At 71.3% G+C, this 15,243-nt stretch carries 11 protein-coding genes; 5 read left to right on the plus strand and 6 right to left on the minus strand.

The window, feature by feature from the left end; translation table 11 throughout:
• Positions 1–1,371 precede the first annotated feature (1,371 nt).
• Both ACZ6R9_RS33510 and ACZ6R9_RS33515 read left to right on the plus strand, forming a co-directional pair.
• Complete coding sequence (locus ACZ6R9_RS33510) at positions 1,372–1,866, plus strand: effector-associated constant component EACC1 (RefSeq protein WP_465542533.1); 495 nt, start codon at positions 1,372–1,374, stop codon at positions 1,864–1,866.
• 32 nt (positions 1,867–1,898) lie between these two features.
• Positions 1,899–3,233 (plus strand): caspase family protein, encoded by a 1,335-nt coding sequence (locus tag ACZ6R9_RS33515; RefSeq protein WP_465542535.1) that lies wholly within the window; start codon positions 1,899–1,901, stop codon positions 3,231–3,233.
• Positions 3,234–3,673: 440 nt separating this feature from the next.
• On the opposite strand, the gene ACZ6R9_RS33520 is transcribed toward ACZ6R9_RS33515, so the two are convergent.
• From ACZ6R9_RS33520 to ACZ6R9_RS33540, 5 genes are all read right to left on the minus strand, one after another.
• A complete protein-coding gene (locus ACZ6R9_RS33520) occupies positions 3,674–4,555 on the minus strand; it encodes a hypothetical protein (protein ID WP_465542537.1) in 882 nt (293 codons plus the stop codon).
• Between the two features lie 217 nt (positions 4,556–4,772).
• Positions 4,773–7,148 carry a helicase associated domain-containing protein gene (locus tag ACZ6R9_RS33525; protein WP_465542539.1) on the minus strand — a complete coding sequence of 792 codons (2,376 nt, stop codon included), beginning with the start codon at positions 7,146–7,148 and terminating at the stop codon, positions 4,773–4,775.
• Positions 7,149–7,390: 242 nt separating this feature from the next.
• The gene (locus ACZ6R9_RS33530; protein ID WP_465542541.1) at positions 7,391–8,098 is read right to left on the minus strand and encodes a helix-turn-helix domain containing protein; all 708 of its coding nucleotides are present in this window, start codon (positions 8,096–8,098) and stop codon (positions 7,391–7,393) included.
• Complete coding sequence (locus ACZ6R9_RS33535; RefSeq protein ID WP_465542543.1) at positions 8,095–10,338, minus strand: hypothetical protein; 2,244 nt, start codon at positions 10,336–10,338, stop codon at positions 8,095–8,097. The genes ACZ6R9_RS33530 and ACZ6R9_RS33535 overlap by 4 nt, the downstream gene beginning before the upstream one ends.
• 7 nt (positions 10,339–10,345) lie before the next feature.
• Positions 10,346–10,972, minus strand: a complete 627-nt coding sequence (locus ACZ6R9_RS33540) for a DNA-binding protein (protein WP_465542545.1) — start codon at positions 10,970–10,972, stop codon at positions 10,346–10,348.
• A 279-nt stretch (positions 10,973–11,251) separates the two neighbouring features.
• Between ACZ6R9_RS33540 and ACZ6R9_RS33545 the strand changes: the two genes are divergently transcribed.
• Both ACZ6R9_RS33545 and ACZ6R9_RS33550 read left to right on the plus strand, forming a co-directional pair.
• Positions 11,252–11,797: an OTU domain-containing protein gene (locus ACZ6R9_RS33545; RefSeq protein ID WP_465542546.1), complete on the plus strand. Its 546-nt coding sequence runs from the start codon at positions 11,252–11,254 to the stop codon at positions 11,795–11,797.
• 36 nt (positions 11,798–11,833) lie between these two features.
• Complete coding sequence (locus ACZ6R9_RS33550; protein WP_465542548.1) at positions 11,834–12,271, plus strand: hypothetical protein; 438 nt, start codon at positions 11,834–11,836, stop codon at positions 12,269–12,271.
• 154 nt (positions 12,272–12,425) lie between these two features.
• Here the strand turns inward: ACZ6R9_RS33550 and ACZ6R9_RS33555 are convergent, their stop codons facing one another.
• Positions 12,426–12,845, minus strand: coding sequence for a hypothetical protein (locus ACZ6R9_RS33555; protein WP_465542549.1), 420 nt, complete (start codon positions 12,843–12,845; stop codon positions 12,426–12,428).
• Between the two features lie 961 nt (positions 12,846–13,806).
• Between ACZ6R9_RS33555 and ACZ6R9_RS33560 the strand changes: the two genes are divergently transcribed.
• Positions 13,807–15,243: ATP-binding protein (locus ACZ6R9_RS33560; protein WP_465542550.1), on the plus strand; the 1,437-nt coding region annotated here is incomplete at its 3' end.

Raw genomic sequence — 15,243 nt, forward strand, 5'->3', positions numbered from 1 at the left:
GACCGCGTGGTTCGTGTGCGAGGGCCCGTACTCCCGCACCACCCTGTCCGACGCCGCCGGCTACTACGACCGTGAGCTGACCGAGCTGCGCACGGGCGCGCCAGTGAGATGAGACGGCGCGCGCTGAGGATGCGCCATCGTGTGGGGGGGGCTGGCACTGCGTTCCCCAGTGCCAGCCGGCGGCACCGGGGCGGTCAGGGTCGTCGGTGAGGGCCCCAGGGTCCCCGTCTGGTAGGCCAGCGGGGGCGGCCGGGCTGACGACCCGGCCGGCGCCGCCGACCTTGCCGCTCTCATCGGGTGCTCGACCGCCGCCGACGCTGACGCCGGCGCAGGAAGTCGGCGCCCGGCCTTCTTTGCCGGCACCCGATGGCCTGATGATCTCCCGCACCCTCATGGGCTGTCCCGTAGTAACCAGAAGCCTGAGGACCGCTTGCACGACCTCCTCCCGGGAAAGTCAGTCCGAACGCCTCGTCCGGCCCGGCGAACCGCTAGCCTTTCTGTCATGAACGCGTTCGATTCATGTGTCTGGCATCTCGCTACACCCCATCAGGCGGGCGCCGCAGGAGTCAGGTTCGGCCGGCGAGCGTTCCCGACCGAACCCCGGCGCATGCTCCGGCGCGACTGATATCTCCATGCCAGGGGAAATGAGACCTGTTCGAACACGCCACCGGGTCGGTATGTCGGCGGTCGCGGTGCTGACCGTCGCGGGCTCCGCCGTATTCGTGCCGCCAAGAAAGGCCGTGGCCGCGTCCGGGCCTACCGATCACGTCATGTTCTGGAACAAGGTCCTGCTCGATGCGTACCGGCAGACTCGCAATACCGGTCCCGTGCCACCGGCGGCCGTGCCCGGCCGCCCCGTCCCGGCCTGGCCAGGCAACCTCAGAGGTGAAGCCCCGCGCAGCGGTGGCCGGGACGGGGTGACGGCGTCAGACCCAAGCGTCGAACGGCCTGCCGGACAGGACGCCAGGCGGGCCGTCAGGAGCCGTTGGCAGTCCGCCGCAGCCCTGCCCGGCAGGCTGGCCGTCGCCGTCCCAGCCAGGCACCGGGGCGGGCTACGCACAGCACCGCCGGTCCCGTCCAGCACCACCGACACCCACCCATCACCACAGACAGAAGGGGCGCAGACCGGGATGTCAGAATTCCCAGCCGTCTCCGCCAACCCTTCGACCTGGGCAAACGCGGCGGGCTCGGCCGGGATGGGGGAGCAGCATCGGGAGTGTGATCGGGAGCGCACCGGGTTGTCGGGGCGGGGTCGGCCGGAGCGGGTTGGTTCGGGATGCTACTGAAGTTGAATGTGTGTGCCCGCTGCAGACCACCAACTCCAAAAATGGCCCCCGGCATCCACTGCGAGATCGCCCACGTACCGAAGGCGTGAAGCCCGCCGGGCGGCGGCAGAGCGTGTTCCCCGGCGATCCGGAAGCCGGCCCGGTGCAACTGCTGACCGGCCGTCAGGCGGCTGGCACGATAGTCACCATGGACCTCACAGCGGGTACGGGAACACAGCTCCTGAGAATCACAGTGGCCGACGACCGCGACGGCACGCTGCAGTCGCTGTTCGACTGGCTGAGGCTGGATGACGGATTGCGGGGGCGGCTGCGTCTGGAGGCTTCCCGTGACGCGGGCGCCGGGGAAATGGGCGCTCTGCTCGATGTGCTCACCGTCGCGTTGGGATCAGGTGGCGCCGGGGCGGTGCTCGCCAGTTCCCTGTCCGCCTGGTTCAGCCAGCGCCGCACGGAGGTGAAGGTGATTCTCACGGGTCGGGACGGGCGCCGTGTGGAGATCGACGCGCGGGTGGCCGGGGATGGGTTGCCGGATCTGATGCGGGAGATCGGCCGGCTGGTGGATGGGCCGGGGGAACAGGGATGAGTCGTTTCCCGGATCCTGGGCGGTCGCGTGCCGTGCTGATCGGGGTGGACCGTTTCCCAGAGGCGCCCGGGCTTGCTGATCTGCCGACGGTGCGGGAGAACGTGGCGGGTCTGCGGCGGCGCCTGACAGATGCCCGGACGGGGGTGCTGAAGGCGGGGAACTGCACGGTAGTCGATCCGTTGGCGTCGGTCGCGGACATCGGCCGCGCGGTGGGCCGGGCCGCCATGGAGGCCTCGGACATGCTGCTGGTCTACTACGCCGGGCATGGTCTGGTGGACGACCGGGGCCGGCTGTACCTGGCAACGAGTGCCACGCGGGCCAGCGCGCCGAAGTACAGCGCGCTGGCTGTCGACCTGCTGCGCGAGGACCTCGGCGCCAGCGGCGCAGCGGCCCGGGTCCTGATCCTGGACTGCTGCTTCTCCGGCCGCGCCATCGACGTGATGGCCAGTGAGGAGGGTGTGGTGGACGGCCAGTTGTCCATCGCGGGCACCTACACGATGACATCCACCAGCGCGACCACGCCGTCCTACGCGCCGGCCGGGGAGCGATACACCGCGTTCACCGGGGCGCTGCTGGCGGCGCTGGACAGCGTGGAGCCCCTCAGTCTCGACGGGATCTACCGCGCCATAGCAGCGGACCTCGCCTCCTGCGGCCTGCCACGCCCCCGGCAGCGCGCGACCGACACCGCCGCGGCCCTGTCACTGACCCGCGGCCGAATGGAGTCCGAGACGCCGTACGCCGACGACCAGGGCTTCGACGATCCGGACCGAGAGAGATTCCACCGCAATTCCCCGATCGCGGTGCGCAAGAGGCGGGGCACCCTGTGGCGGATGGCCGGAGCGACGATCCTCATGTTTTCTACACCGGCGCTCCTGGTATCAGCACTGGCCAACGACATGAGGTGGATGTGGGGATTCCCTGCCGCGGCCGCTGCCACCGCGCTGACAGTCGCGGCAGCGGCCGCGCCGTTCAGACTGAAGGACGCGGAACTGGTCATCGACCGCTCGGCCGTCACCACGCACCTGCGCTACCGCAACCGCACCGACACCGTACGCATAGCGTGGAAGGACATCTCTCACATAGGAGCCCTGCCTATCATGGGCCTGCGCCCGAAGGAGGTGGGGTGGTACAGCCTTCTGGTTGTCCGCCCACGACCAGGGGCCCCCGCGATGGACTTGCCCAAGAGCCATTTGCTTACGCGTGACCTGTACAAGCTCGGCTACCGCTCCCTCGCCCACACAGCCACGGCCTACACGCACCACGATCATTTCCTCGCAGCACTGGACAGGTTCGCCCCCGTCCGTGTGCTGCACACCAAGCAGGAGTTCATGGACCACGACCCGCGCATCCGGGAGGACATGCTCTGAAGGCGAGGCGGCCGGCTGTATAGAGCCGACCGCACCAACGCTCCGACCTGGCCCTGGTCACCGGCGTCGCTCTGCTGTCGGTCCGCCCGCTCGGGCCTGGAAGCTCTGTACCAAGGACATGGCGAGGCGCCGGTAAAGGCGGGGTAGAGCTGGTAGAGCGCGTCGCCGATCGACCAGGCAGAGCACCTCGAACACCTCCCGGTTGGTGACCGCTGGCGCCGACGGAAGCGGGGCGATGTACCCCATGGTGCTGGTCCTTCCTGATCCCGGGGCTGCCGTGGCTGGCCAACCGCGTGCGGGCTGGGCCGCAGACGGCAGCGGATCGCTTGGGTTGTGCCGTCCGGCCGGACGCGCGGGGTGACCTTCACCGTCTGCCTCCTACAGGTCGAGGATGGTGCCCAAGCCGGGAGCGCCCATCCAATGCCCGCCGAACGGCGAGGTCAACACCTTTCACCAGGGAACGGTCCGTCAGAACCAGCTTCGCCGCACGGCGGGCCGGGCGGGCGGGGCCGGCTCGGCGCTGCGCGGTGCGAGGGCCGCAGCGCGGGTGCGCTCCAGCCGGCCCATAACCTGGCGCAGAGTGGCGGTGTCGAGGTGGTGGGTGAGGTCGCGGACGGCCTGGTTGTCGTCGTCGGTGAGCGGGTGGAGGCCGGCGCGTTCGAGGGCGGTGCAGAGGGGCTGGGCGGCGGTGCCGGCGAGGCGGCGGTGGGCGGCGTCGGACCTCTGGCGGGCCTGGTGGGCTGCCTCGCGGGCGCATTCGGCGACGTTTTGGCGGTGGTGTTCACGGCGCAGTGCGTGCTGGAGGGCGGTGTCGTGGCCGGGGTTGTAGCGTCGGCGCGGGTCTCGGCGGTGTGGTCGCGTACGCGCTGCCACTCGGCCAAGGTGTCGGCCGCGGTGGCGTAGGCGGTCTCGTCTACGGCGTCGGCGTACCGGTCGGCGCAGCGTTCCTCGAACCGGGCCTGTTCCAGGGCCTGTTGGAGGTTCTCCAGGGTCATTCCGGCCGCCCGGCGGCGGACCCGGCCGGGAACATCGCCGAGCAGACCGTGCTCCTGGTCCTGGTCCTCGTCCTCGCCCTGGGTGAAGGGGGTGCGGGTGGGGTGTTGGGCGAGGGCGGCGTGCAGCGTCGCGCCGGCCTCCCACGCCTCGGCGTGGGCGATGGGCTCCGGCAGGGTGCCCGGCTGGGTGCTGAGGACGATCCGGCCGTCGACCAGGGCCACCCAGCCGTCCAGGCCGTCGACGTCGCACTCGGTCCAGCCGCGGGCCAGGCCGGCGCCCTGGTGGAGGGTGCGGATGCCGTCGTGGCCGGTCCAGCGCAGCCACATCGCCGCGCACCAGCGGGGAGTCGAGGATCGGGCGGCCCAGGTCCCGGTCCGCGGGCGCGGGCCGGCTGCTGCATGGGGCCAGCTCCAGCCGTCCGGGAGCGGCGGGGTCGGGGCAAGTGGTGTCGGTCATCGCGCGGTGCCTCCGAAGTCGGGAGCGGGGTACGGACAGCCGTCCCGGCCCGGGGTTGGCCGGGACGGCGGGGTCGTGCGGGGCGGGTCAGCCGGTGACGGTCTCGGTGTGCCGGGTGAGGGCGTCCAGGAGCGCGGTCTGGTGGTCGGTCAGCTTGCCCTCGGTGCGGGCCTTGTCCTGCTTGCGCAGCCAGGTGCCGGGGCGGAAGGTCGGGTCCGCCTCGCCGCCGGTGCGGTTGGCTGGGCCGTCGAGGGTTCCGCCGGTGGCGAGGTAGGCGAGCAGGCGGCGGTAGGAGCGGTTCCAGTCCGGCTCCAGCCGCCACAGCTCGTCCAGGCCGTCGAGCTTGGCCACCTGGTCGCCAGTGAGGTTGTCGGCCTTGCGCTGGCGGCGCATCCACGCGCCCACCGCGTAGTCGTCCAGCTTCGCGGTCGCCGGGATCGCCAGGTGGCCGTGCTGGTGGTGGAACGCGGCGGCGTAGGCGGCACCGCGTTCCCAGGCGTTCGCGTTCTTCGACCAGATCATGCCGAGTGCGTCCAGCTCCGAAACGCGGGCCGCATCGAGCAGGCCCTGGCCGTTGAGGTGGCGCTGGCGGGTGAGCCAGGAGATCAGCTCGGCGTGCTTGGTCTTGTCGGTGGGGTCGAGGTGGCCGTGCTCGATGTGGAACGCGGTGGCGACGGCGTGCATGCGCTGCCACTCGACCGCGCGCGGATTGAACGCCCGCAGCTTGACGGTCTGCAGGATCCGGGCGGCGTGATGGCGGGCGTTGATCTTGAGCCACTCGATCGGCGACTCCACCGGGGCCGGCTGCTGCCCGCCTTCCCCGTCCTCGGCCGCCTCGCCCTCGGCGGGCTTGGCCGCGGTGGTGTGCGCGGTGCCCTGCGAGCGGCCGGCGCGCAGTTCGGTGATCCGGCCGACCACCCGGGCGTCATGCGCCGCGAGGGCACGCAGCACGCGCCAGATCATGCGGAACGAGGAAGCCTCGATCTCCGCGTCGGCCTCCGCCTTCACGGCCCCGTCAGCGTCGCGGACGTCGGCCGGGTCGGCGGCTGCCTGGTCGGCGTCGCTGGTGTTCGGCGAGGGGAGGTAGACCGGGATGATGATCCACGCGATCTTGCCCTGGCGGTAGGACTGGCGCAGCGCGCGGCCGATGGCCTGGACGATGTCGATGATCGAGCTCTTGGGGTCGGCGAAGACGATCGCGTCGACGATCAGGTCGATGCCTTCGGTCAGGAGTCTGGCGTTGCAGAGGATGCAGCACTCCTCGCCTTCTTCGCCGGGCCGGTCGCCGGTGGTGGCCCGGAACTCCGCGAACGTTCGGCGCCGGTCGCGCAGTCGGTCGGTGCCGGCCACGGACAGTGCCGTGACGCGCTCCGGGCGCTCCGCGTCGGGCAGAAGGTCGAGGGCGTCGTGGAAAGTGGCGGCGAACCCGCGTCCCGACGAGACCCGCGAGTGGAACGAGATGATCCTGCGCAGGCCGAGGTCCGCGATCGCGCGCGCCGTGGCGATCTGCAGGGCCAGGCGCAGCAGCTCCTCGTTGCTGCGTTGGGAACGCAGGTCGGCGACGGCGGGGAGGTTGAGCAGTTCGTGCAGGTCCTCGTCCGTCACCACCGGCACGAGCACCCGGTAGTCGGCGAGGTAGCCGTGCTCGATGCCCTGGCCGAGCGACCAGGTGTAGACGGTCTTGCCGTAGACCGTCTCGTCGTCCATCGAGCAGAGCGCGGGCAGCTTCTCGGCGCCTTCGGTGTCGGCGAGGTCGGCGAGGTCGGCGAGGCCGTCCTTCGCCCGCCGGTCGTCCGCGATCCGCGGCGTCGCGGTGAAGTACAGCCGACGGAGGGCGGGGACCTGCGCGTCGGCATGAACCGCGGCCCACGCCTTGCCTTCGGCGCCGGCGGTCCGGTGGGCCTCGTCGATCACGACCAGGTCCCACGTCGGCAGGCCGAAGTCACGGTGGGCCGCCACGATCCGCTCAAGGCTCGCGTAGGTGGCGTACACGGTGACCGGCTCGCCGGCCTTCTCCTCGGCGACCAGGTCGGCGATCCGCGGGGCCTGGGTGGTGACCTGGGCGTGGACGCGGCCGCCGGCCTCCGCACTCTCCAGCGCCTCATCCCGCGAACAGGCCGCGACAGCCAGCCCTCGGCGCCCGCCCCGCAGCGACCACGCTTCGGCGGTCTGCTCCAGCAGCTCGATCGTCGGCACCAGCACCAGCACCCGGCCCTTCGCCGCCACGCGCCGGGCGCAGCCAGCCGCGATCAGCGTCTTGCCGGAGCCGGTCGCGGCGACCACCGTGGCGCGGCCGCCGGCCTTCACCTCGCGCACCGCGGCCGCCACCGCGTCCTTCTGAAACCAGTGCAGCGGCAGCGGGTTCACCACGGCGGTGCCGGACGACTGCGCCGGGACCGGCTGCCCGGCTGCGGCGCGGAACGCGGTCGGCACGTCGGCCTCGGTGGCGGTGGTGGTCTCCACGGCGGTGCTCTCCTTCGGATGCTGAGACGGCGGGGCGGCGCGGGCGGTGCTGTGGAAGGGTCAGGGCGGAGGTGTGGCTGAGCGCTTCAGTTGGCCAGTTGAGCCAAGCCACTGACCAGCGACGATGCTCCAAGGCCACTCCCCGCGGAATGGCCCTTGGAGCTTCACAACCCGCTGACCAGGAACAACGCCAGACGCTCAACTGGCCAACTGAAGCGCTCAGCCACAAGAGGCCGACCGGACTACTGCTGGTCCTCGGGGATCCAACCTCTGACCTCGAGGTAGGCGATGTCGGCGTCCTCGACGGCGCGGCCGGTCTCCACCAGCCACTCCCGCATCGCCTCGGTCACGTCGCCGTGGTGGTCCGCAACGCGCTGAGACCACTCGGCCGCGTCGAAGCCGCCGGTGGAGGCGGATCCGTAGGTGCGCTCCTCGGTGCCGTCCGCGCGGGGGATGAAGCCGCGGCGCACTCCGCCGGAGTCCTTCTCCGAGCCCGCGCTGTAGACGTACTGGTCGGCCTTCATCCGGACCGTGAAGGCCAGGCGGCCTCCGGCCTGGCCGGTCTCGTGGACCACCGGGGCGAGGTGGCTCGCGCCGGACTTGATGGCCTGCTTGCCCGCCCGGCCGGCCATCGACCCGCCCGCCTCGCCGACCGTGTCCTTGCCCCGCACCCGGGCCTTCTGCCCGGTCTTGGTCCGGCGGCGGCTGGTGTTCGCCTCCGCGATCCCGGACAACGCCTCCTCGTCACGCTCGCCGCCGCGCACCGCGCGGACCACCTGGCGCAGCGCGTTGACCATGCTCGCGCCCTTGCCCTTGGTGAAGAACTGGCTGACCAGGCTGGCGTCGCGGCCGAGCATCTTGGCGACCTGGCGCTTGGTGTAGCCCTGGTCCAGCAACTCCTGGGTCAGGCGGGCAGCCTCGTTCGGGTTGTGCGGGTCGGCCGGACTCACTGGTCACCTCCGGCGGCGAGGTCGGCACGGCCCAGGCCGCGCAGCTTCAGGTACTGCTCCTGCGTGGTGGGGTGCTCGACCGGGCCGGTCAGGTGGCCCTTGAGGAGGTAGTCACCCGGCTCGCCCCGGTAGGGCCACGGCTGGCGCTCCGTCAGAGCGATGCCGTCCGTGCCGAAGTAGACGACCGTCCCGGGCTTGGCGTGGAGGGCGCCGGCGTAGCCGATGACCTCCTTGCCCTGGCGGTACTTCATGTCCAGCAGCGCCGCCCGCGCCCCCGACCACACATAGGCCGCCCACTCCGGGTGCGCGTACGGGTCGCGGGAGAATCCGGCCTGCCGCTGCCACGTCACCACCTCGCCGTCCTGGCCGAGGATCTCCACCCCGGCCGGGAGCGCCTCGCCGACCGGGGTAGTGCCGGAGACCAGGCGCGGGCGCTGCGCGAAGCCGCCGAGGCCGAACAGCAGCACGCTGCGGACGGCACGGGAGGCGAGGTAGGCCGCCTGCCGCTGGCGCTCGTCGCCGTGCAGCTTCGACAGGTTGGTCAGGTCCGCCCAGGCCGCCTTGAGGCGCTTGCCCCACTCGTCCAGCGGCTTTCCGTCCTCGAACAACAGGCCGCCCAGGATCTCGACCTTCCACGGCATCAGGTGGTTGGACAGCACGAGGTGGACCTCAGCGCCGCCCGCCCACGTCGTGAACGTCGCCCCCGGCTCCGAGGGGTAGACCCAGGCCCGGTCCCCGGTCACCGGAGCCGGGAGTAGGCCGACGTGGTTCCACCCGGCCGGGACGGTCACCCGCACGTTCCAGTGCGAACAGGACATCAGCGCCTTGACCTGCTCCGCCTCCGTCATCGCGGCGAACGCGGCGGCGGTGATCCGGCGCGGCGTGCCCACCGGGGACTTCCACAGATGCTTGGCGTAGGCGAAGGTGCGGTCGTACTCCACCAGCGCGGGCAGCTGCTCCGGCACCCGCGGCGGCAGGAACAGCTCGGTACGGCCCTGACCACCGGTCGCGTGCAGCAGACCCCGCAGCTCCTCCGACAGGACCGGGTAACCACCCGCCCACTTGCCCGTGGTCGGGATCGTGCGCGACCACAGGTCCCGGCCCGTCTGCGACGGCGAGCCCATCAGCACCGCGTCGTCCCAGTGCCGGCGCAGCGCCTGCCACAGCAGCGTGAACGCCTGACGGCAGGTCACGACATCCGCGCCGTCCGGATCGAACCACTCCCCCATGGAACGGATCTCGGTGGTGGCCATGTCGGGGGCGGCGGCGGGGGCGTAGCGGCCGACCGGCTGGCGCTGGTGGACGAAGTGCCCGGCGAGTTTGTCCCGGCCGGAGCCGACGGCGGTGGTCCACCGCTCGCTCGGGGTGTTCAGCCAGGCCGCGACCGCGTCCTTGAGGGTGGAGTACCGCTCGGCGCCGTCGTGCCACGGGGCGCCGGCGGTGATGTAGATCCGCTCCGTGCCCGGGGCGGCGGCCAGCACCGCGTCCAGGATCTCCCCGGGCGTACGGGTGCCGAGGGCCAGGCGCACCACGCGGTCCCGCACCGCGAGGTCGCCGGTCGCGGCGTCCAGGAACACGGTGCTGCGGGCCTGCTGAACGAAGTTCGGGCGCTTGGACACCAGCCCGGTCGTCACGGCCTCGAACCGCGCGCCCGCCGGGCCCTCCGGGAGGGTGGGCAGCTCACGCGGACCAGCCTCGGCCACCGAACGCGCCGGGGCCGCGACCGAAGCGACCGGCGCAGCGACAGCAGGCGCGGCCGGGACGGGATGCTCGACGACCTGGCCCCCGGCCACGGCCGGCACCCCGGTCACCGGGACGGCCGGGGGCTGCTCCACGACGGCCTGCTCCCCGGCCTCGACCGGCCCCTCGACTGCCGGAACGGCGGGACGGGTCTGCGCCGGGGCGACCGCGACGGCCGGCTTGTCGACCGGCTCGGCATCCGGAGCCAGGGCGGGCGCGGCGGCCTGGTCGTCGGTCTTGGCGGCGCGGACGGCGGCCGGGGTCGGGTCCAACAGCGGCGCGAGCCGCACCACGTCACCGACCGACAACCCGGAGGCCTTCGCGACCGCCGCGGCCTGGGCGCCCTCGTACCCCGCGAGCCCGGCCACCCGGCGCGCACGCCGGGCGGTGAGCCTGTCCAGCTCCTTCTGCGCGGCAGCGACGGTCTTCTCGGCGGCCGTGATCTCGGTGCGCAGCTCGCGCAGACCGGCGAGCTCGGCGGTGTACGTCTTACGGTCCATCAGCAGGTCACTCCCCCTCGGTGGCGGGCTGGTCGGCGGTGGTCGGGTTGGTGGTGACGTAGGCGATCGGGCCACTGGAGACCGACGGCAGGCGGGTGCCGAGCAGCAGGCCCGCCAGGCGGGCGTCCTCAGGGTCGGCCACGTCGGCGGCGTTCACGGGAGCGGTGAGGTCGGTCAGGTTGCCGGCCAAGCGCGCCTTGGTGAAGCGGTAGCGGCCCGTGGTGCCGACCGTGCCGTCGGACTCCCACTCGGCCAGGCCGGTCAGCACCGCGACCACGAACCCGGCGACCGTCACCGGCAACACGCCGCCGGCCGCGACCCGGGCCGGGTCACACCGCCACCAGCCGGACAACGCGGCCAGCAGCTGCGCCTGGTCCAGGCCGGTGCCGAAGCCGATCCACTCCCGGTCCGGCTCCTCGACCCGCACCGGGGCGGCCACGCGCAGTACCGCCACTTCTCCGGTGCCGAGCGCGGTCAGGTCGGCGACGGGCCGGACCTGCAACTGCTGGAGAGCGGCCAGCGGGAACACCTGCCGACCCTGCTCGCGTACGCCGGGGACCACGCCGGTGGCCATCAGCTTCTTCACCGTCGGGATCGAACACCCCAACGCCGTCCCGGCCTGACCCGTCGTCACGAACACACCCACAAACTCCACGCCTATCGAACTAGCTAGAAGAGCTAGGAGACTACGCCTCCCCTGCGACACTGTCCATGTCTTTCGAGTAAGTCCTACCAGCGTGGTCGGCGGAGGGCGGGTCCGCTCCTCGACCCCGGACGATCGCAAACAAGACGGCTTTGCACGAACCGCCGCCAACATCACCGCAGCGCTGCCATCCTGGGCCGGATCGCGTGATCACCCGCACACCAGGCGTGATGACCACCGCGATCACACACCACTGAGGAAGGGGCTCCCATGCTGACCAGGTACGTCGACGAGGGCGACGAGCTGCGCGCGGCGGCCGTCAAGAAGAACCTCAACTGCCCGCCCGACCTGGAGGCCGGCCGACTGGATGTCGAGCGGATCGGCGACATCGCGGCCCTGGTGTCCGCCAGGCCCACCGTGTACGCGGCCAACCAGGAACTCCTGGCGCTGCTGAACGTGCTCCCCGGACCCGACGACTCGGAGTTCTGGTGGGCGATCCACAAGGCGTCGGACTCCCTCGACCTGCACCCGGGCAACCTGCCCCAAGGAGTGAAGCTGACGCTGATGCGCTCGGTCGAGACCGCGCTCGCCGGCCGCCTCCTGGCGGGCCTGACCGAGCTCACCGCCGAACAGCGGGTCGACGTGGCCCGCCTGATCGGCGAGCGCCTGGAGTTCTTCTCCGCGAACGCGCTGCGGCTCGGCGAACTCTGGATCCAGGCCGCCGAAGCTGCCGCCTTCAAGGCCGTCGTGGCCGAACGCTTCCCCCGCACCCCGGAAGAGGCCGAGGAGTTCACCGCGGCCTGGAAGCGCGACTGAACCCCGCACCACCAGACAACGAGATCGGAGAAGCACATGATCGGCCGCCACTTCGCGCACTCTTTCTTCGACCAGGAGACCGTCGAGATCCCCAGGGAGATGCTGCGCGAGCTCGTCCAGGACGCCGCGATCCTCTCCCTGACGGACGAGATCACCACCGATGCCCGGGGCCGCTGGGCGCAGGGGGAAGCCACCTACGACAGGGCGCGGATCATCGCCCCCGACGCCTCGGTGAACCTCGCCTCCACGCTGCGGTGGCTGCTCGCCCACCACCCGGAGACCGCCTCCGTCACCTACGGCGTGATCGCCTTCAGCGCCCGCGGGCAGTTCGAGATTCCGACGAGCTTCACCGCCGGCTGGCTGGCCTCGAACATCATCTGGGGCGGCGGCAGCCAGGAACCGCTCCCCGAAGGCCTCGACATCAACGCCTTCGTCCAGGCCGCCACGACCGACGAGGCCCTCAAGCAGCTGTAGGCCGGCCGACACGACGCCGCGGCACGGCCCACGGCACGGCAGACCCGCTCGGGGCCGCACCGGAGACAGCCCGGTGCGGCCCTGCTCGCTTCGGAAGCCCGGCGGCAGGAAGCCCGTGTACGGCGCCGCCCCGCACCCCGGGCGTGCTCACCTCTCAGGCCGGCGAAGGGCAGCCCCGCCGCTCCCGCCAGTGGGCGAACAGCTCCAGCCAGTGGTGCCGGGCCCGGGTGAACACCGCCCACCGCGCGTCCGGCAGGTCCCCGCCCAGGTCCTCCAGCACGATGCGCACCGCCAGGTCCAGCCAGCCGGCTTTGTACCGGTCGCCGATCAGGGCCAGGAGCTGCCCGCGGGTGCGCGGCATCACCACCTCGGGGTTGAAGTGCGCGTCCCGGATCTGGCGCAGCGTCAGCGGGCGCGACAGCAGCACGGGCACGGCCAGGTCCGCGAAGTTGCGGCACTTCTCCTCGTAGCCGCTCATGTCCACCGCCTCGGCATGCAGCGCCAGGTAGGTCTCCCTCGCGCCTTCGGTCGATCCGGTCGCCGTGACGAGGCAGCGTGGCGCCGGGCTGTTCACGCCGTCGTCCGGCTCCCGTGATGGCGCTCTTTGAATTTCCCCACCCTGTGCTCTGGGGGTGGCCGGACCTGCTCACCTTGGTTCCCCACCTTCGGTGGAGCGGCGCGGGTTCGCCGCAGGCCCGGAAGGGTGGCAGGCTCGCAATCATGTTCGTAAGACTGGCCAAGTTGATCGACTGCAACGCCCCTGTCAACGATTCAATGGCTGAAAGGACGGAGGGACGATCGCTGGGGCCGATAACTTTGAGGATGAATTCCGACACGGTCATATCGAATCTGTGCCAACCGGCGAAGTCTTCCTCCAATGCGAGGATCGGCCAGGAGTCCGGGTCGTCAGAGTCGGGGAGCCAGAAAAATGTGTCGGCTTGGCAGGTGCGCCCCCATGCCACCAGTCCTCCGGCTGCGGGACGCGGCAGGTATGGGCGCATGAGGTCTGCGCTGATGGTGGGCTCTGACCAAAGGGCCACCTCGCGCACCAGGGACTCGCTGGCATGTTCGTCTCCCGAGCCGGAGACGAACAGGTACTGACTGAACTCGCCGGGACCGAACACTTCCGCAATTTCTTTGAATGATCCGGGAATTCTCAGCCCCAGGGTCTGCTCGGCTGGCGCCCAGTCGATGTCTGCCGTTCTAGCGCGATCCCATCCGACCAGGTCGGCTATCTCCCTTACCAGGGCCGAGGTCACTGCTTGTCTCCCTAATTAGGAATCTGGGTGCCGAGCGCACCGTCCTCCGACTGCAAGTCCGGGAGAACATATCGGAAGGTTGCGCAAGGAGGGCAGCCGGAGCTGCGCCCTGCGCGCTCCATGCTCGGCCGGACGGTCAAACCTGCTCAGTGGACCTCCCCACCCTTCGGGTGGTGTTGTCCGGCGTGTCCGGTTGGTTCGTGTCCGGTTGGAAAGTCTGCGTTCGCAACGAGTTCGGCCTGTTCGGGGGCCCTGATGCTGACGCGGGAGGAAGACGTGGACGCTCACGCGCTGCGTCGGCAGGGCTGGTCCATCTCGGCTATCGCCCGGCACCTGGGCCGCGACCGCAAGACGATCAGGGCCTACCTGAACGGGGAGCGCGTGCCCGAGCACCGGGCCCAACTCCCGGACGCCTTCGTGCCGTTCATGGACTACTGTCGCCAACGCCTGGCGGACGACCCGCATTTGTGGGCGTCGGCGCTGTTCGACGAGGTCTGTGAACTCGGCTACCGGGGCGCCTACTCGACGTTCACCCGGGCCCTTCGCCGCCACCAAGTCCGCCCGCACTGCGAGCCCTGCAAGGCCGCGACCGGCCGGGACGTCGCGGTGATCGCGCACCCGCCGGGCGAGGAGATCCAGTTCGACTGGCTGGAGCTGCCCGACCCGCCCGCGGCCTGGGGCGTCGGCTCGCACGCCCACCTGCTGGTCGGGGCGCTCGCGCACTCGGGCCGCTGGCGGGCGGTGCTCGCGGAGGCCGAGGACTTCCCGCACCCGGTGCAGGCCCTGGACAAGGTGGTGCGCAAACTCGGCGGCACGGCCCGGCGCTGGCGCTTCGACCGGATGGCCACCGTCTGCCACCCGCCGAGCGGCCGGGTGCTGCCGGCGTTCGCCGCGGTCGCGAAGTACTACGGCGTCGGCGTCGACATCTGCCCGCCGCGGCGCGGCAACCGCAAGGGCGTGGTGGACTACGCCGCCGAGGCGCTCAACCGGGTGCTGGACCAGGCCCGCACCGAGCGGATGTCGATGACCGCCGCGCTGGAGCGGCTGCTGGAGATCGAGGTCGAGGCGACCGAGGCCCGACGCCTGGCCGCCCGGGAGCGGTTCGTCTGTCTGCCCGAGCCCTGGTCGCTCGCGGACTTCGACTTCGCCGCACAGCCCGGCGTCGACGAGAAGCTGATCCGGGACCTTGCGACCCTGCGGTTCCTGGACGACGCGAGCAACGTGCTGTTCGTCGGCCCGCCCGGCGTCGGCAAGACGATGCTGTCGGTCGCGCTCGGCCGGGCCGCCGTCGAGGCCGGCCACCGCGTCTACTTCACCACCGCCGCCGACCTCGCCGCCCGCTGCCACAAGGCCGCGCTGGAAGGCCGGTGGAAGACCTGCATGAACTTCTTCGCCGGCCCGAAGCTGCTGATCGTGGACGAGCTCGGCTACCTCCCGCTGCCCGAGGACGGCGCGTCCGCGCTGTTCCAGGTGATCAACCAGCGGTATCTGAAGTCGAGCACCATCTTGACCACGAACGTCGGCATCGCCAAAGCGCACATGTTCCGCTCAACCTGTGCGAGGCAGCGCCGATGGTCAACGGGTTCGGGGGGGTCAGGCTGCCGGGTCGGACCGGTGCGTGCGCCAGAGCGACCTGAGGGCTTCGAGCTCGGTGCGGGGGAAGTGTTCGCCCTACTTGCCGCGATATCCGCTCTCGCCGTACTTCGTGGCGAC

The sequence above is a fragment of the Kitasatospora sp. NPDC048662 genome (assembly GCF_055587065.1).

Bases quoted from the DNA above. Each gene is read 5' to 3' on its own strand.
- ACZ6R9_RS33535 (WP_465542543.1), bottom strand. From the start codon at position 10,338: ATGGACCGTAAGACGTACACCGCCGAGCTCGCCGGTCTGCGCGAGCTG.
- ACZ6R9_RS33550 (WP_465542548.1), top strand. From the start codon at position 11,834: ATGATCGGCCGCCACTTCGCGCACTCTTTCTTCGACCAGGAGACCGTC.
- ACZ6R9_RS33545 (WP_465542546.1), top strand. From the start codon at position 11,252: ATGCTGACCAGGTACGTCGACGAGGGCGACGAGCTGCGCGCGGCGGCC.
- ACZ6R9_RS33520 (WP_465542537.1), bottom strand. From the start codon at position 4,555: ATGTGGCTGCGCTGGACCGGCCACGACGGCATCCGCACCCTCCACCAG.